At 52.5% G+C, this 17538-nt stretch carries 16 protein-coding genes; 11 read left to right on the top strand and 5 right to left on the bottom strand.

All coding sequences use genetic code 11. The features are described 5' to 3' along the window. Nucleotides 1-54: 54 nt before the first annotated feature. Genes tpiA through SIB83_RS01190 form a run of 3 tightly spaced genes read left to right on the top strand, consistent with a single transcriptional unit; the run spans nt 55 to nt 2085 of the window. Nucleotides 55-786 carry a triose-phosphate isomerase gene (gene tpiA / locus SIB83_RS01200; RefSeq protein ID WP_413403053.1) on the top strand — a complete coding sequence of 244 codons (732 nt, stop codon included), beginning with the start codon at nt 55-57 and terminating at the stop codon, nt 784-786. A gap of 6 nt (nt 787-792) precedes the next feature. After that, on the top strand, nt 793-1647 hold the full coding sequence (folP, locus tag SIB83_RS01195) for a dihydropteroate synthase (protein ID WP_413403051.1): 855 nt from the start codon (nt 793-795) through the stop codon (nt 1645-1647). Between the two features lie 33 nt (nt 1648-1680). Next, a complete protein-coding gene (locus SIB83_RS01190) occupies nt 1681-2085 on the top strand; it encodes a thiol-disulfide oxidoreductase DCC family protein (protein WP_413403049.1) in 405 nt (134 codons plus the stop codon). A gap of 32 nt (nt 2086-2117) precedes the next feature. Here SIB83_RS01190 and SIB83_RS01185 read toward each other — a convergent pair whose 3' ends face one another. Next, complete coding sequence (locus SIB83_RS01185) at nt 2118-6134, bottom strand: magnesium chelatase subunit H (RefSeq protein ID WP_413746529.1); 4017 nt, start codon at nt 6132-6134, stop codon at nt 2118-2120. Between the two features lie 116 nt (nt 6135-6250). Between SIB83_RS01185 and dapB the strand changes: the two genes are divergently transcribed. Genes dapB through SIB83_RS01160 form a run of 5 tightly spaced genes read left to right on the top strand, consistent with a single transcriptional unit; the run spans nt 6251 to nt 9503 of the window. After that, nucleotides 6251-7102 (top strand): 4-hydroxy-tetrahydrodipicolinate reductase, encoded by an 852-nt coding sequence (dapB, locus tag SIB83_RS01180; RefSeq protein WP_413746528.1) that lies wholly within the window; start codon nt 6251-6253, stop codon nt 7100-7102. A 7-nt stretch (nt 7103-7109) separates the two neighbouring features. Then, nucleotides 7110-7763: a hypothetical protein gene (locus tag SIB83_RS01175; RefSeq protein WP_413746527.1), complete on the top strand. Its 654-nt coding sequence runs from the start codon at nt 7110-7112 to the stop codon at nt 7761-7763. A 36-nt stretch (nt 7764-7799) separates the two neighbouring features. After that, the gene (locus SIB83_RS01170; RefSeq protein WP_413746526.1) at nt 7800-8051 is read left to right on the top strand and encodes a chlorophyll a/b-binding protein; all 252 of its coding nucleotides are present in this window, start codon (nt 7800-7802) and stop codon (nt 8049-8051) included. Nucleotides 8052-8063: 12 nt separating this feature from the next. Beyond that, nucleotides 8064-9272, top strand: coding sequence for an FAD-dependent monooxygenase (locus SIB83_RS01165; RefSeq protein WP_413746525.1), 1209 nt, complete (start codon nt 8064-8066; stop codon nt 9270-9272). A gap of 18 nt (nt 9273-9290) precedes the next feature. Then, nucleotides 9291-9503, top strand: coding sequence for a DUF2949 domain-containing protein (locus SIB83_RS01160; protein WP_413403039.1), 213 nt, complete (start codon nt 9291-9293; stop codon nt 9501-9503). A gap of 51 nt (nt 9504-9554) precedes the next feature. Here SIB83_RS01160 and SIB83_RS01155 read toward each other — a convergent pair whose 3' ends face one another. The 3 genes from SIB83_RS01155 to SIB83_RS01145 all read right to left on the bottom strand — a co-directional run bounded on the left by SIB83_RS01155 (nt 9555) and on the right by SIB83_RS01145 (nt 14457). Then, nucleotides 9555-10109, bottom strand: a complete 555-nt coding sequence (locus SIB83_RS01155; protein WP_413403037.1) for an adenine phosphoribosyltransferase — start codon at nt 10107-10109, stop codon at nt 9555-9557. Nucleotides 10110-10701: 592 nt separating this feature from the next. Next, nucleotides 10702-12390 carry a hypothetical protein gene (locus SIB83_RS01150; RefSeq protein ID WP_413746524.1) on the bottom strand — a complete coding sequence of 563 codons (1689 nt, stop codon included), beginning with the start codon at nt 12388-12390 and terminating at the stop codon, nt 10702-10704. Between the two features lie 351 nt (nt 12391-12741). Beyond that, nucleotides 12742-14457, bottom strand: coding sequence for a hypothetical protein (locus tag SIB83_RS01145; RefSeq protein ID WP_413746523.1), 1716 nt, complete (start codon nt 14455-14457; stop codon nt 12742-12744). Between the two features lie 779 nt (nt 14458-15236). Between SIB83_RS01145 and SIB83_RS01140 the strand changes: the two genes are divergently transcribed. The 3 genes from SIB83_RS01140 to SIB83_RS01130 all read left to right on the top strand — a co-directional run bounded on the left by SIB83_RS01140 (nt 15237) and on the right by SIB83_RS01130 (nt 17028). Then, on the top strand, nt 15237-15794 hold the full coding sequence (locus tag SIB83_RS01140) for a DUF3038 domain-containing protein (RefSeq protein ID WP_413746522.1): 558 nt from the start codon (nt 15237-15239) through the stop codon (nt 15792-15794). After that, nucleotides 15795-16436, top strand: coding sequence for a DUF4335 domain-containing protein (locus tag SIB83_RS01135; RefSeq protein ID WP_413746521.1), 642 nt, complete (start codon nt 15795-15797; stop codon nt 16434-16436). It begins immediately after the preceding gene. A 181-nt stretch (nt 16437-16617) separates the two neighbouring features. Continuing rightward, nucleotides 16618-17028 (top strand): hypothetical protein, encoded by a 411-nt coding sequence (locus tag SIB83_RS01130; RefSeq protein ID WP_413746520.1) that lies wholly within the window; start codon nt 16618-16620, stop codon nt 17026-17028. A 2-nt stretch (nt 17029-17030) separates the two neighbouring features. On the opposite strand, the gene SIB83_RS01125 is transcribed toward SIB83_RS01130, so the two are convergent. After that, nucleotides 17031-17495: an EF-hand domain-containing protein gene (locus SIB83_RS01125; RefSeq protein WP_413746519.1), complete on the bottom strand. Its 465-nt coding sequence runs from the start codon at nt 17493-17495 to the stop codon at nt 17031-17033. Between the last annotated feature and the right edge of the window lie 43 nt (nt 17496-17538).

The following is a 17538-nucleotide window of genomic DNA, read 5'->3' as shown; positions in this document are numbered from 1 at the left end:
TTTGCTCCCGTAGGAACGTAAGTTGGCTGCTGCTGAGCCGCAGAGGACGCAAGCGTGGGCAAACCGGTGATTGCTGGAAACTGGAAGATGCACATGACGTGCGCCCAGGCCAGGGACTGGTTGGCCACGTTTCTGCCGCTGATCGCGGATACGCCTGATGATCGTGAGTTGGTGGTTGCGCCTCCGTTCACGGCGATCAGCACCACTGCTGAAGTCACTTCAGGATCACGGCTGGAGATTTCAAGCCAGAACGTGCACTGGGAAGCCGAGGGCGCATTCACAGGTGAGATCGCTCCATCGATGCTGGAAGAGCATGGAGTGCGTTACGCGATCGTTGGTCACAGCGAGCCGCGTAAGTATTTCAGTGAGAGTGATGAGCAGATCAACCATCGGGCACGTTCAGCCCAGGCCCATGGACTGATTCCCATCGTCTGCGTGGGAGAAAGTGATGAACAGCGCAGCCGCGGTGAAGCTGAGCGAGTGATCCGGCGTCAGGTGGAGCAGGGCCTCGAAGGACTGGATCCGAATCGTCTTGTGGTTGCCTATGAACCCATCTGGGCCATCGGCACCGGCAAGACCTGTGAATCGTCGGAGGCCAACCGAATCTGTGGTCTGATCCGCAGCTGGGTTGGTGCTCCTGATCTGATCATCCAGTACGGAGGGTCGGTCAAACCCGGAAACATCGATGAGCTCATGAGCATGAGTGATATCGATGGTGTGCTCGTGGGTGGAGCATCACTGGATGCTGAAAGCTTCGCCCGCATCGCCAATTATCAAGTCGCCTGATTCGTCATGCGTCATCCCGCCTGCTGGGGCCATCGCCCGGCTGTGATGGGGGTGATCAACCTCACCCCGGACTCCTTCAGTGATGGAGGACGATTCAATCGGGTGGATCTGGCTTTGAACGAGGCGTCACGTCAGCTGCGGGATGGAGCGCAGGTGCTGGATCTCGGTGCCCAGAGCACCCGGCCTGGTGCTCTGGATGTTGGTTCGGAAGAAGAGCTGTCGCGTCTTCTCCCCTGCCTTCAAACCATTCGTGCAGCCCATCCGCAGGTGATTCTTTCCGTCGACACATTTCGGGCATCCGTGGCCCGAGCAGCTTTGGAGGCCGGTGCCGACTGGATCAATGATGTCAGTGGGGGCAGGCGCGACCCGGCCATGCTGTCCCTGGTCGCTGATGCTGGTTGCCCGTATGTGCTGATGCACAGTCGTGGTGACAGTCAAACCATGGACGACTGCACCGATTACGGCGAACAGGGCGTTGTCGCCGGAGTGTTGCAGGAACTCAGGCTCAGCTCCGACCGAGCTCTCCGGGCAGGCCTGAGCCAGGAACAGCTGATCTGGGATCCAGGTCTTGGCTTCGCGAAGACCACAGACCAGAGTCTTCAGCTGATCAGACAGCTGGACGAGCTTCAACAGGACGGCATTCCACTTTTGCTTGGACCTTCTCGGAAGCGTTTTATCGGCGCTGTTCTTGACCAGCCCCGTGCCAAGGCAAGGATCTGGGGGACGGCTGCTGTCTGCGCCAGGGCTGTGGAGGCTGGTGTCCACGTGGTGCGAGTCCACGATGTAGGACCGATCAGTCAGGTGGTGACCATGGCCGCGGCGGTCGCCCGGCAAGGCTCACCAGCCAACGTTCGTGACTGAGCTGGCTAGAACAGATCCTTCCGTGAGGCATTCATGAGCACAAACCCTGAGCTCACCCTGCTTTACGACGGGGGATGTCCACTCTGTGTTCGCGAGGTGACGTTCCTGCGTCGTAAGGATCGCAATCAGTCCATCCGCTTCGTTGACATTGATGCACAGGATTACTCTTCAGAGGACTGGTCCGGCATCAGCTATCGCCAGGCGATGGCAAGGATTCATGCCATTCAGGCGGACGGAACAGTGCTCACGGATGTAGCGGTGTTTCGCGAGGCTTATCGCCTGATCGGACTCGGCTGGCTGTACGCGCCAACCCGCTGGCCAGTGATCGGGCCAGTGGTTGACATTCTTTATGGCGTCTGGGCTCGGTATCGGCTGAAGATCACCAGCCGCGCCTCGCTCGATCAACTTTGTCAGGAGCGTTGTTCGCTTCCGCAGTGAATTGATCGGTCCCTCAAATCTGATCAAACAAGTCAGGGTTCGGCGGTCGTGACACCCTCAATCCGATCCTCAACCTCCTGGTAGAGCTCCTGAAGCTGTTCGATGTTTTCGTCGGAAGTTTCCCAGTAACCGCGACCGTGCACCTCAAGCAGCGTTCCCACAATGCGGCGGAAACTGTTGGGATTCAGATCCAGCAGACGCTTGCGCATTTCCGGATCGTTGATGAACGTGTCGTTGGCTTCTTCATAGACAAAGTTGTCAACTGAACCACTGGTGGCACTCCAGCCAAGAGTGAAATTAAGGCGCTTTGCGACTTCTCGTACACCTTCATAACCAGAGTCGAGCATGCCCTCGTACCACTTCGGATTCAGCAGTTTGGTGCGCGAGTCGAGACGAATCGTCTCATTCAGGGATCGCACCTGAGCATTGGCTGTGGTGGTATCAGCGATGTAGCTGGTGGGTGCCTTTCCGTCATCACGCAAACCGGCAATCAGTTTGGTGGGATCGGAGTCGAAATAGTGACTCACATCGGTGAGGGAGATCTCGGCGGAATCCAGATTCTGGAAGGTGACGTCAGCGGTTTTCATCACATTTTCGAAAACATCACGCTTCTGATTCATCTCACCGGGATTATCAGCGTTGAAAGCAAATGTTTTCCTGGAGAGATACATCTCCTGCAACTCGCCTTCCTCTTCCCAGGTGCTGTTTTCCACGGCCAGATTCACGTTGGAGCTGTAACTGCCACTGGCATTGGAGAACACTCGACACGCCGCATCCCGCAAGCTGCTTCCCTCCTTTTCAGCCTGCTCAAGAGTGTGTTTGCGAACAAAATTCTGCTCAAGCGGCTCATCAGCTTCGGCTGCCATCTTCACGGCCTGATCAATCAGTGCCATCTGGTTGATGAACAGATCTCGGAAGACTCCAGAGCAATTCACGACCACATCAACGCGGGGGCGTCCCAGCTCCTCAAGAGGGATGAGCTCGAGCTTGTTGACCCGACCAACTGAGTCAGGCATGGGCTTCACGCCCACAAACCAGAGAATCTGGGCCAGAGATTCCCCATAGGTTTTGATGTTGTCTGTCCCCCAGAGGACACAGGCAATGGTTTCGGGCCAGGTTCCCTGCTCTTCGCGTTGACGCTCGATCAACTTGTCCACGACCCCTTTGGCCGCGGCGACAGCAGCCCTGGTGGGAATCGCCTGAGGGTCGAGAGCGTGGATGTTCTTACCGCTGGGGAGAACTCCGGGGTTGCGAATCGGATCGCCGCCAGGCCCGGGGAGGATGTACTCACCATCGAGTGCTTTCAGAAGACTCTCCATCTCCATATCGGCGCAGACCTGCTCGAGGCAGAAACGCAGATAGCCAAACAGCCTGTCGAGTTCCGTTGCATCGATCCCACTGAACCCGTTGTTTTTGCAGGCCTTGAGCCATGGGGAAGGCAGCTTGAAGCCGAAGCGGTTCAAAAGATCGCTGAACCATGACCAGTTGTTGCGGAGGTTGACCCGTCCATCACTGCCGGTCACTGACCGGACCATGGCGGAGATTGCTGCACGCGATGTCTCGGTGATGGTGCGGTTGAGCTCCACATCAGCGAGGACACCATTGTCATTTCCTTTGTAAACGTCTTCAATCGTCCGTCCGATCGATTCAGCCAACAGGCCTGGAAGTGAGCGAAGTTCGTCCTCATCCCGCTCCAGAGCCGCGATGTTCACGAGGGTGGCAACGGCTTCCTCGGCGGTGGGAGGTTTGCCAATGGTGTGGAGTCCGCAGGGAAGCAGACGGCTCTCGATCTCCATCAGCTGCCGGTAAACGGCACCCACCAGGGCGTCCCGCCCTTCGAGTTCGAGGGAAGCGGCATCGTTCTCGGGAAGATCAACATCCTTGTCGAGATTGCACTGACGAGCCGTTTCAACAATGGTGTTGACGATCTGAATGCCTCGGCCACCTTCACGCAGCTGCTGGTAGGAGCCAACAAGCTCCCCAAGTTCCTTGAGACCTTTGTAAAGGCCGGCGTTCTCCGCCGGCGGGGTGAGATAGCTGATCGTTGAGGCGTAGCCACGACGCTTGGCGATGGTGGCTTCCGATGGATTGTTGGCTGCGTAGTAGTAGAGGTTCGGCAGCGATCCAATCAGGGAATCGGGATAACAGGTTTCGCTCATCCCCATCTGCTTGCCGGGCATGAACTCCAGCGAACCGTGAGTGCCGAAGTGGAGCACCGCATCGGCCTTCCAGATTTTTTCCAGATAGGTGTAGTAAGCAGCAAATCCGTGATGAGGGCTGGCGCTGCGCGAATAGAGAAGACGCATGGGGTCACCCTCGTAGCCGAAGGTGGGCTGCACTCCGACGAACACATTGCCGAAGTGTCTGCCGTACACCAGCAGGTTCTGTCCATCACTGTTGAGGTTGCCGGGAGCTTTCCCCCAGTTCTCTTCCAGCCGTTCCGAGTAAGGGGTGAGACGTTCGTATTCCTCCACGCTCATCCGGTGGGCGATCGAAAGCTCCGGTGATCCCTGCATGGCATCGGCGTCGTTGATCACCGCTTCCAGCAGTGCCCGGGGTGTGGCAGGCAAATCCTTCACGACATACCCCTTCGCTTTCATTTCCTCCAGAACGCGATGGATCGAGCCGAACACATCGAGATAGGCCGCGGTGCCGACATTGCCCTTGTCAGGAGGGAAGCTGAACACCGTGATCGCCAGCTTCTTCTCGTCGCGGGGTTTGATGCGCAGCGACGACCATCGGATGGCGCGTTCAGCGATGGCATCGACACGGTCCTGCAATGTGTGTGCCTTTCCGGTGGCGTCGTCTCTGCCGGAGAGAACAATCGGTTCGATCGCTCCGTCCAGCTCCGGGATCGCGATCTGCAGTGCAACCTGCACGGGATGCAGTCCGAGGTCGCTGTCTTCCCATTCCTGGGTTGTCTGAAAAACCAGTGGCAAAGCCACCATGTAAGGGCGGTTGAGCTTCTTCAGCGACTCGACGGCCTTCGGATGATCCTGACGAGCAGGGCCGCCGACCAGGGCGAAACCCGTGAGCGAAACGATTCCGTCAACCAGAGGTTGCTCGGGATTGAGAGGGTCGTAGAAAAACGCGTTGACGGGCTTGGAAAAGTCGAGACCACCGCAGAAAATCGGAATCACGCGAGCCCCGCGGAACTCCAGTTCCTGGATCGTGGCCACGTAGTGAGCGTCATCTCCTGTGACGATGTGGCTGCGTTGCAGCACAAGACCGATCACTGGGCCTTTGAGAGCTTCCTCGGAAAGGTCCGTTCGACTCGACGTCCAGTTGAGGTACTCCTTGAGGTCCTCGAACATCGACGGTGCCAGTGGATGCCAGATGCCGAGATCGGGGAAGACCTCAGGGTCGGCGACGTCCATGACAGGACGCTCCTCTCCCTCTGACGCCGGGAAGACGTATTTATCCGCCAGCATCAGCAGAAAGTTGCGCAGGTTGTCGGGCGTGCCACCCAGCCAGTACTGGAAACTGAGCATGAAGCTGCGCGCATCCTGCGCCTTTTCAACGGGCAGGTATTTGAGAACCGTGGGAAGGGTGTTCAGGAGCTTGAGCATGGCGTCCTGAAAACCTGCACCACCAGCTTCCTTGCGCTTCTTCATGAACCCTGCAATGGCACTTTTGCTCTGTCCGAGCTGAGCCATCGAGAAGCTGCCGAGCTTGTTCAGGCGCATCACCTCCGGCATGGAGGGGAACACAACCGCGGCTTTGAGGCGGTCACGATGCGGTGTGACGGCATCCACAACCTTCTGAGCCAGATCTTCAATGAAGATCAGCGAGGCGATGAACACATCAGCCTGAGCGACATCCTGCTTGAAGTCGTCGTAATTGGTGTCGTCGCGAAGTTCCTCGATGAGGTAGCCGCTGAGTTCGATACCGAGCTCGCCTCCGCTGGCATTCAGAGCGGTGGCCGCCTGGGTGAGTGCGTTCTGGTACTGGGGCTCAAGCACCACGTACACCGCCTTCATGACGGATTGATGGTTCTGACCCTCCACAGGAGCCACGCGGCGATTGGCGGAGCGGACCTGTGTGAACATCGGCGCACATTGAGCTGTGTAAAGAACTTTACGGCGACGAGCAGTTCTACGCGCATGTTTTCTCGCGGTGTTACAACTCGATCTGCCAATAGGCTCTGACGAGAGACATCCCTGGCATGAGCGCTGCTGAGAATCAGTCGATCCCCGTGTTGGTCACCGGAGCACTGGGGCGCATGGGCGCAGAGGTGATCCGTGCGGTTCACTCCTCAGCGGACTGCCACCTGGTGGGGGCTGTAGACACCACACCTGGAAAGGAAGGAGCCGATATCGGCGAGCTGATTGGCCTGGGGCCCATAGAAATCGCCGTTACGGCAGACCTTGAGGGCTGTCTTTGCGCCACAAGTCAGGCAGTACGGGATGCTGGCCCCCAAAAAGGTGCGGTGATGGTGGATTTCACCCATCCATCGGTGGTCTACGCGAACACCCGAGCCGCCATCGCCTACGGCGTCCATCCCGTGATCGGAACCACAGGTCTTTCTCCTGAGCAACTCAAGGATCTGCAGAGTTTTTCAGAAAAGGCCTCCGTGGGCGGAGCTGTGATCCCCAATTTTTCTGTGGGAATGGTGCTGCTCCAGCAGGCCGCGGCTGCCGCAGCACGTTTTTATAACCATGCAGAACTCACTGAGCTTCACCACAACCGCAAGGCTGATGCTCCCAGTGGAACCTGCATCAAAACTGCAGAGCTGATGGAGGAGCTGGGCAAAACATTCAATTCCGCAGAGGTTGATGAGCAAGAGTCGCTCGAGGGCAGCCGTGGTGGTGAACGTCCCAGTGGGCTGCGTCTGCATTCCCTGCGCCTGCCCGGGCTGGTGGCTCATCAGGAAGTGATGTTCGGTGCTCCGGGTGAGACCTATACGCTTCGCCACGACACCATTGACCGTGCTGCCTACATGCCTGGCGTTCTGTTGTGCGTGCGCAAAGTGAGACAGCTGCCAGGACTCGTTTATGGCCTGGAGAGGCTGATCTGACTTTTTCATGCTGATTCCACTGCGTCCCGGTGAATTGCAGACGTTGATACCGGCTGTGGCGACCGGTACTCAGTTCAGGTTTGCTCTGGGAGATCCGCGCAAAATTCTGCAGCGTCTTCTGATCTCAGGAATCGGTGGTGTGATCACTCTTCTGATCAGTCAGAGCCTTTCCTTCAACCGCTGGGGATCTGTCTGGCTGATTGCCGGGGTTGTTCTGCTCCTCTACATCCTCTGGGGTCCGATTCTTGAGGCGGGTCGCAGGAATGCGTCTCTGCGTCGGTATCCATCGGCCGCGCTTTTTGAAGGGGAGGTGATCGAGGCTTACACCAAAGAGCGGGTGGAGAATCAGCGCGAGCAGGCTGACTCCAGCGGGCGTCTTGAGCTGGTTGAGAACCGCCGAACCTGGCTGATCCTCGAGCTGGCAGATGAAGACGGCTACCTGGGAAGAGTCAGTTTCCCGATGACCAAAACCCACTCGGCCATTCGGCCAGGCGTTCTGATTCGCTGCATTGTTCTCAGTGAGCGCAAGGATTTTTCGAGTGTCGGTGCACTGACCGATGCTTGGCTTCCCCAGCTCAAGCTCTGGGTCGGGGAGTATCCCTTCCTGCTCAGGCCGGCATTTGAGGATCTCTGCAGAATTCGCTTGCGTAAAAGTTCTTAATAATGCGTTACGCTGTGTAAATAAGTCAGGTTGAACATGTCTCAGGCACCTTCCAACGCTCCCGGCATCCGCGGCGCCACCGTGACCACAGAAGATGGTGGTCGTCTCAATGCTTTCGCAACAGAACCCCGCATGGAAGTGGTGGATACGGAGAGTGGCTGGGGCTTCCACGAGCGCGCAGAAATGCTGAATGGTCGTATGGCCATGCTTGGTTTCATTGCTTTGCTGGCCACGGAATTCGCTCTGGGTGGTGAAGCTTTCACTCGTGGTCTTCTCGGCATTGGCTGATTGTTTGATGTGGTGACAGCTGCCCCTCAACTGCGAGATTCGGCTGTCACAGCCTGTAAACACAGGTTTCACATCGTTGGTGCCGGTCCAACGGGAGCCCTGTTAGCGCTAGGTCTTGCGCAACAGGGCTTTTCCGTTGTTCTTCAGGATCGCTTGAGTGCGGAGTTGCTGTTGGCGCGAAGCCGTGCCTATGCGATCACACACTCGTCCAGGCGTCTACTGCACGATCTCGGTCTTTGGGATGCCTTGCGGGGCGAGATGGAGCCCTTCCGCTCTCTGCGGCTTGATGACTGCTCCGCCCTCAGCACGGCCTGGTTTCATGTTCGCGATCTGCGACCTGCCAACCGCGCCTCAGAGGCGATCGGGTGGATTCTTGACCATCGACCCTTGATGAGTCTGTTGCTGGAGAGGCTCAAGGCCTCTGATCAGGTTCTGTTGCAGTTGGATAACGCCACCCCAGCAGTGGAGGCTCTCTCCAACTCTCGATCCCGCCAGTGGATCATTGCTGCGGACGGACCTCGCTCCATGTTGCGTCGCAGGGCTGAGGTTCCCTACTGGTCCCACGCTTACAACCAGGGCTGCCTAACCGTGAAGATGCGCTTGACTGGAGCCGACCAACACTGTGCTTACGAACTGTTCCGGTCGGAAGGTCCTATGGCCGTTCTGCCTCTGGGGCAGGACCGTTACCAGCTGGTTTGGAGTGCACCGCTGCAGCGATGTCGAGATCGAGCGGCCTCTTCTCCATCCGAACTTTTGTCGGCATTGAACACCCTCCTTCCTGATGGTGTGAATGGTGTCGAACTGCTCGACGAACCTGGAGCTTTCCCACTGGAATTAAGTCTGGCGCCACGTCTCCACCGTGGATCCCTGCTTCTGGTGGGAGAGGCTGGTCACCGTTGCCACCCGGTCGGCGGTCAGGGCTTGAATCTATGTTGGCGAGATGTCAGTGGCCTTTTGAATCTGACCGCAGCAATGCAGCGCGGAGAGATCGCTTACCCATCGCTGGCTCGACGTTATTCCCGTTGTCGACGCATTGATCTGTTGGGAGTTTTGTTGTCAACGGATCTGCTGATTCGTTTCTTTTCCAATCACAATCCTCTGCTGATGCCTTTCAGGCGTCTCTCGCTCTTCATGCTGAAGCGTTTCAATTGGATCAGGCGACTCAGTCTGTCGGCGATGAGCGACGGACCGGGCAACCTGCTGAAACCGCTGCCAAAATAAAGACCTCGCTCTGCAGTGATGGTGATTAGCAGTGATCCACAACCAGTGGCTTCCCGAGCGCTGATCAGATTCCTTCAGCAAAGGCTGGGATTGAGCGAAAATGCCATCAATCTGGGAATTCGTCAGGCCCAGCTTGAGCAGGCGCCTCTGCCTGTTGTGCTCTGGAGCTTTGGATTGCTCAACCTCACGCAATATCAGGAGGTCCTCGACTGGCAGCAGCAGCAGGACTGATGCTGGTTGCTGCTGAATCGCAGAGGCTGGATAGCAGGCTACGAAGTCTTGTCAGCCGTAACGGACAAGTGATTCAACCGGCAGTCCCTCCGGCAATCGATTCCGTCCTTGCAGACCAGAGAGTTCGATGACGAACCCACAGCCCACGAGTTTGCCTCCGGCTTTCTGAATCAGTTCAACACTGGCGGCTGCTGTTCCTCCTGTTGCCAGCAGATCGTCCACCAGCAGAACCCTTGAGCCGTCAACAAGAGCATCGCTCTGGATTTCAAGACGGTCGCTGCCGTATTCAAGGGTGTAATCAACACCGATCACAGCGCCTGGAAGTTTCCCAGGTTTTCTCACCGGTACAAAGCCAAGCCCTTGCTGAAAGGCCAGTGGAGTTCCCACGATGAAGCCTCTCGACTCAATTCCCACGATCAGATCAGGTTTGAGTTGATCGCATACGCGGCCAAGCTGCTGCATCACTTCGCGCCATCCACGGGGGTCACGCAGCATTGGTGAGATATCGCGGAACAGAATTCCTGATTTTGGAAAGTCCGGTACATCGCGAATGAACTGACGAAGATCCACAGGCTGTTGATTGAAAGGCCTCAACCCTTGCATCATCGCAGTCGTTGCTGACGGTCGTTATCTGACGGCAGTCTTTTCGATGATCCGAATCCGTTTGAGCGCTTGAACACACCCGTCAGAAGTGGAGACGAGATCGACAGATCAAGTTCAGTCTCCGGGCTGATGGATTTCTATGCGTTACTGAAAAAATTGTCTTCATACTTGGATGCGGTAGGTGCCATATCAGTTTCAGTCCATCACACTTTTCAGCTCTCTGCAGAGTGCTTCGAGCGGATCCAAGTGCATTTGGCTTCACACAAGCAACCTGTTGCTCTCTGCGTCTGCTCTGCACCGCTGCGAAGATTGAACGCTTTCAGTATCTGAGGCGCCTCTGGGCAGCGCCTGAAACTCAGGTGGTAGTGGACTTAGTTTCTCTACCTTGCTGCTTTCATCACTCACTGTTGGGCAGGATGTTCAGTTAATGTTTCGATGGTTTATCAACGTTGAGTTGGTGTCATTCGTGAAGAATCAGTGCATCCTCTGGCAATCAAGGCCCACTCCCATCAATTCTCGTAACGAGGCGCCATTACTTCAATAACCAATTTTTGGCTAACACAAGCGATCAGTCAAGGCTCTGGGATTGATACTTTTATCTTTCGCTGTAATTAGGCAATGAGGGGTTGCATTGACGCTTGAAATCAATCGAATGTTTTCTCACTCTTTTAAAGATGCTTGGGTTGGTGTAAATTTGAATCCTCTGGCTTGTCTGGATTGGTTCGAGTGTGAATGCCCGCTCAGTTTTATTGTAATTCCATGTTTTCACTGCTGGTCCAAATTCTTCTTCAAAATTTTGCTTAAATTCATCATCTTCTGTGAGAAGATACGTTTTTTCTTGGTCTAAGGATTTGATTTGCAAACGTACGTCTTGAGGTGTTGCTCCCCAAAAGTCTGGAAATCCTGTGTAGTGAATTGGAATAACATGTATTTTGGAATTCGTAGCCAGTGTGGCACCTGAAATCCAGTAATTCCCCAAACCCAAATAGGCATTATATCCCATTTCATTAATAAACTTTGCTGCATCATTCTTAAAAGGTAAGATACGTTCGCTCCTCTGGATCAGAGTATCTTTTAAAGATTGAAGTTTGGTAATATTAATATTGTTTCTTCCTGTACCCTGAAAAGAAACCAAGGTAATGACCAGCATTGTTGAAAGTGCAATGGACTGTTGATGATTTTTTATTCTGTTGAGGTAGATAACAAAGAAAACGGGTATCAATGCGTATGCAATGCAAATGTATCGAATTGGTGCTTCGCCACTGCTTGTAAGCATTGGCAAATAAACAAAATAGGAAAGGCTGCTTAGTGAAATAGTGAGTAAGCCAGCTTTTGTTTGTATTGGGAAATCTAAACTTGATTGATTAGACTTTATTGCATAAATAATTGACACAATTGATAGTATTGCACTTGCTGACGTGATCCAGCTTGCTTGAAAGTATTGACTCAATGCTGACAGTGTTCCTAAAAGATTGAATTGGGGTGTGGCACATTGTTCATTAAAGCGGCTGCCTATGAAGACTCCTGCTGCTGTTGCAAGAATCAGCGATATTGAATAGTTCCGTTTCTGTGATCTTTTTAAAAAAATTATGAAAATGATGATAGAGGGTATGACGGCTGAAAATATTGAGATCTTATTCGACATCGTCGCAAGAACAGTCAGCAAGCTCATGCCAAGAATCATTATATTCTTGTTTTGAGATTTAATCGTATTTATTGACAGTATCAGAATTAATATTGTATTTAATATGTTTCCGCCATGGTGAACAGGCGTAATTAAATGAGCATATGCAATGTTAAATTGCAGGCTGATGTTTAGCAATATAATAGTTGCAAGGCTAATTTTTATCGAAACTGCTGTGAGCGTATTTTGTTTTGAATTGATTGTATGGGTCAGTACTGTGGCAAGCAGGAGAAACAGTGAAGAGCAAAACCAGGCATAGTGACTGAAGATCTCTAGAAAACCAGCTTGAGGATGAATCTGCTGTAAGAGAATAGTGGTTGTCAGATCTGGGAAAATACTTGCAATTCGTGAAACATGAATATTGAAAAGATGAGTGTCTGGATTGCTGATCAGGCTTTTTGCCTCTTCGAATGGCGCGAGTGAATCTGCATTAATGGGTAGCGCAGCAAATCCTTGCAGAGTTGTTAAGTAACCTGCACTAATGCAAACGAGAAATAGGCATAGGTAATCAACTTTTACTAATTGTTTTGTTCGTATCGTTTGGCTGGATGCTTTGCTGATTCCTATAAGACTTCCAATGGCTTTGAAACTGTTCGCCAATTGCTTCGAGTTCTCCACTCTTTAAAAAATGAGAATCATATCTTGTATTTTAAACTGTTCCTGCTGAAGAGGTATTGCAATTTTGACTTTGCTCTGTTTGTCACCATTGAAAAACGCTCACATGAAAAAAGTTGATATAAAAGTCATGTTTGACGAGTGAATTTCAGCTTTTTTGCGGTGCAGCCAATTCTTAATTGAACATGATTAACAATATTGATAGCTAGGTTGATTCCCTCTCTGCTTTTCTATGGTCTGAGCTTTAGATCCCTTAAAAGGATGTGACAACAACAATCTATGACAAGCAATGGCTTCAGCTAAAAGGACTTTTTTGTTTCAAGCATTTAGAGGCTCTCAGCGAACCCTATAGTTCGGACTCGCTTTATTGCATTCTCTCTTGAATTTTTTTGATTTTCTGGAGATTCTCTTGTAGATTTCAGGATTATCATAAACAAGTATCTTGTTGTTGGTATCGATTTCGTCTCTCGTAAATGTTCTGTTTTCATCATCGTAATTCCATATGATATCTGGTTCCCCGTATTTGCTTTGGATCTTTTTTTGGAATTTTTGATTGACCCGACTCTGCAAATATTCTACTACTACATAAGCTTTGCTTTTTTCGAGAGGTTGAATCTGTTGTTTGATGTCTTGTGGTGTGGCTCCCCAGAAATCTGGATTGCCTGATTTAAGAATGGGAACAATCTGAAGCTTTGAATTAGTGACCAGTGCCGCGCCCGCTGTCCAGTAATCACCCAGGCCAAGATAGTTGTCATATCCCATTTTGTGAATGAAACGTGCAGCATCATTCTTGAACGGTTCAATTCTCTCGCTCCTTTCTAGGAGCGCTTGCTTCAGCGATTGATGTTCTTTTAAATTGAGGTAGGGGCCTACCGGCGATTTAAAGGAAAGTACAGTAACAGTAACGAGCGTAATTAACACTATGGGATACTGGTAATTCCTCATAGTGTTGATGTAATATCCAAAAGATACTACAATCAATGCATATGCGATGCAAATGTAGCGAATGGGAGCGTCTCCACTGCTTGTTATGACCGGCAGGTATAAAAAATAAGAGAGACTGCTTAATGATATTGCCGTCAATCCTGCGCTGGTTGATTGCGACAATGTACTTTTTGATCTATAAATAAACCAAAGGGAAAAAATCGAAAATACCGCACTCACTGATGTGACCCAGCTGAGTTGAAAATAGTGAATAAAGGCGGAACCTGTGCCAAATAAATTTATTTTTGGATTGGCGCATTGTTCATTTAACAAGCTTCCAAGCACTAGGCCTGCTGCCGTTGACAGGGCCAGTTGAATGAGCGAATTTCTCCGTTCATTGCCTCGTAGATAACAGACAATTAAAAATCCTATTGGAAACACTGCGGTGAAAATTGCGATTTTGTTGGACAGCACAGCCAGCGTTGTCAAGATCAAGAGCGCAAGCCTTATGTTTCTCGCTTCTGTTCGCTTGAGCAGCTGTAAGGCAAGAGTCAGCAGAAGTAAGGTGTTTAGTATGTTGCCGCCATGATGTACAGGAGTGATGACGTGGGCATAAATTATGTTGAATTGATGGCTTATGTTCAGCAGGCTGACTGTGACCAAGCTAACTCTGATCGAAATAGCAGTTAAGGATTGAGTGACTGATTGAATTTGTTGAATTAAAAGTGTCGCCAGCAGTAGAAAGAGTGATGACGTTACCCAGGAATAAATGCTGAATATCTCCAGAAATCCCGCCTTCGGGAATATGAGTTGTACTAATGCATTGATTGTTATGTCTGGAAAGATGCTTGGTATTCTTGAAAAGTGAATATTGAATAGATGCGTTTCGGGGTTGCTGATCAGGCTCTTTGCTTCTTCGAATGGAGCGAATGAATCTGCATTGACAGGAAGTGAGTCAAATCCTTGCAGGGCAGCAAAGTATCCAGCCCCTATGCACACCAGGATTACGCACAAATAATCTATTCCAACTAACTCATGACTAAGCATTTGTTGGCTTGTTGTTTGTTTAAAACCAAGCAAGTGCTTGAAAGCACTGAAGATGTCCGTGGAGCGCTTTGAATTGTTCACTCGTTAAACAGCTTTGTGCAATAACGATGCCACCATATCTCAACGTGGTCGCTGGAGATCAACCTGTTGTTGATCAATCTCTGCTGGGATTTTTTTTGCCTCTCAATCGCATAAAATAGAGCTGATGATTTGATGCGGAATTTCGTTTGATCGATGTTCAATTTATATTGTTTTTACTTATTGTTCCGAATCATTCTTAAAGGATGATTCAACTTCCACTTGCTCTGTAACTTTGTTGATTTGGCGCGATGCTGAAGTTCTGATCGCCTACACAATAGGGTTAAACGTTAAATGTGAGGTTGTTAAAGGACTAGGCCCTGTTTTTGCTCATTGTTGCCAGAACCCTGCTCTCCCATCGATATGCCGTTTGCTCTTATTTCATTGCGCGTTGTCTCAGTTGATCAAATGCTTGAAGGAGTTTCCGGTGCGTCATGGATATCTGCGTCACATTTGCCCCCTGAAAAATGGGTTCTCAGGTTTTGCACCTGCAGGATCCTGTTCATTGCCTGACTAACTGTTCCGGTCTGCTTGACAAGCCCCAACCTCATGCTGCGATCGTGTGGCTTGATCTGACTGGTGCCCTGAGAGAGGCTGAAACTCCAGACTGTTTATCACCCGTCAGTCATACAGGTGCAACCAAACGCATTCGGTGTCATTCTTCTCGCGTTGGACTGATTCCCGGGGCTTTTCACCTTGGTTGTGATGAGAGGTTTACATCGACGGCGAGGTTGGAAAACGCGCTTTGCCTGTCTTCCTCTGTTGTATGTGTCATGCCTGACATGACCGAAGTCATCCCTAGCGATGTTGTGGAGCGTTCAATCCCTGATGCGCTGCTTGGTCGCAGAGCTCTCGAGCGTCTTGATCTGCTTCTGCTCACGGTCGAATCACTTGATCTGAACGGGGGCGAAGCCATGCTCTGGGCCACTCGTCAGCTTGGTTTTGAGACCATCTTTCCCAATCGGGTTGAGCTGTGGAAACGCCGTTGCCATAACCCGCTCAGACGTTCAACGAGGCGCGGTCAGCTCAGTGCTGTGGAAACAGAGGCATTGATCAGAATCCTCTGCGCCATGGCCGACCGGCTCTATCCAATGCTTCACCAGTTGCTCTCCTCTAAAGAGCCGCCAGATCTCACCCGCCAGCGCTGGGGACTGGTGCATCAGCGTTTACGCGATCTCATCGAAGAGCGCATGAACCTCCGTCGTGGCGCCATCCAGCGTTTCCTGGGGAGTGAGCCCGAAGGGCCTTTGCTGCGACAGCTGGTCCTGACGCTGGCACTGTCTGCAGGGCCCGGCGGTGTGGATCGTCTTCGAGCCAGTCTTCTTGATCCGACACCTTGAATGGCGATGCTCAAACAGTCCTTCCGCTACGACCAGACCACTGCACGTCTCGAAGTTGACGGCCTTCCCGACTTGTCTGCCGGTCATGCTGGCCAGGCCATCGGAATCCTCTCTTCATGGCGCTTGAAAATCGTTGGTGCTTCGGAGCTCGAAGGCAAACGCGAACATCTCGAGTCGTTGATGCAGGTTGTCATTCCCTACGTGCGTTTACGGCTTTCAGGGGTGGTTCGCTCCATTGGAGCCCTGAATGATCCAGTGCGGCTGGTCCCCGATGGATCTCAGCATCGTCTTGACCTCACCAGTGGTCAAGCGGACATTCCTCCACTCTCGATCCACCTCGATGATGCCCAACTGGCCGATCTCGTCCGCTGTCTCGATGCCTTGCGTGATGACGCTCGTGTCTGTCTCGCCTGGCCATCCATTGAGCACGAGCCACTCCCTCGTCGGGATCTTGTCGAGCGGATTCCCTTGACGCAGAGGCTCACAACTCCACTGCTCGGGGGTGCCAGCGTCGCCGCTCTGGCCATTCTCGGGCTTCTGCTGCCCTTGCCTCAACTGCAACCCCCCCAGCCTGAGCCGGCCAACGAAGTCAAACCGGAAACTCCTCTCAGCGGTTCCTCGCAATCCGAGCAAGATCGTTGACCTCTGAGCGAGTCAGCTCAGAATGCCTGGATTGTTCCAGTCGTCAAATGGCAATGATTCAGTTCAACTTCAACCCCATTTTTGTTTGGACGGTTGAGTCCCTGCCACCAGGATCCCGCTCGTTTTCGATCAGCAGTGTCAATCCTGGGCTTGTCACATCGTTCAGCCGGGGTCTGATGTCATGAATGCGCCCAATCTGAAATCTCTCAGTGCCGTGTCCAAGCCCCGAAGAGTGTTCAGCAAACGGACTCGGGCTCGGTCAGTTTCAGTCGGCCGCCAGATGGTTGAAGGTCTTCTGTTGCTTGCGATTGGCTCAGGTCTTCTGGCATTTCTGAGCTGGTTGCCTCAGAGGATTGATGCGATGGTGGTGGTCAGCGAAGCCATTGCAGACCTGATCCGAGGCCTTGGTCAGCTTCTTGAGGCATTCCTCGGTCTGGCAGCGGTCATCCTGATTGCACTGCTGCTGGTGGCTGGCCTTCTGGCCTTGGTGTCGGGCGGATTTCGCCTTGTTAAATCCTTCACAAGATTGATCAACCCTGTCAGAACCAAGCCGAGCAAACCAATCCAGCGTCGGCCACGGTCCAGACGATGATGTCAGTGGCGCGGAGCGAGTGATCGCTGCACTGTCCACAGCTCTTCAAGCGTCAGTCCACCATCGTCGTCGAGATCGAAGCTCACAAAATTCCGGCTCAACCAGGGCAGTGCTTGACATTCATTGCGATCGATTCGTCCATCACCGTTGCGATCAGCCTGGTTGAAGCGTTTCTGCAGTCGCTGCCCACTCGGATGGGGGCTCAAAGGGCTGACATCTTCGAGCAACAGATAACCGCGTGAATCAGGGCGTTGCAGGCGCCGTTCGAAATAGAGTTGCCCTTTGACTTCGCCTGACTCCAGTCGACCATCCCCGTTCACGTCCATCTGCAGGAAAAGGGCTTCCATTCTGCGCCCGTAAATCTGAACGTTCTGTGGATTCGCCAGTGCAGAGGCGTACGGAATAACACTTTGGATCCCAGTCAGCACCAAGACCATCAACACAGGTTGTGACAAGCGCTTCGCCATAAACGGAGCATATGGACTTTTGCTGACACGGACATGTCTGAGC

Source organism: Synechococcus sp. MIT S9507 (assembly GCF_047304715.1).
Lineage (GTDB): Bacteria > Cyanobacteriota > Cyanobacteriia > PCC-6307 > Cyanobiaceae > Synechococcus_C.
This window is presented reverse-complemented; position numbering and strand designations above follow the sequence as displayed.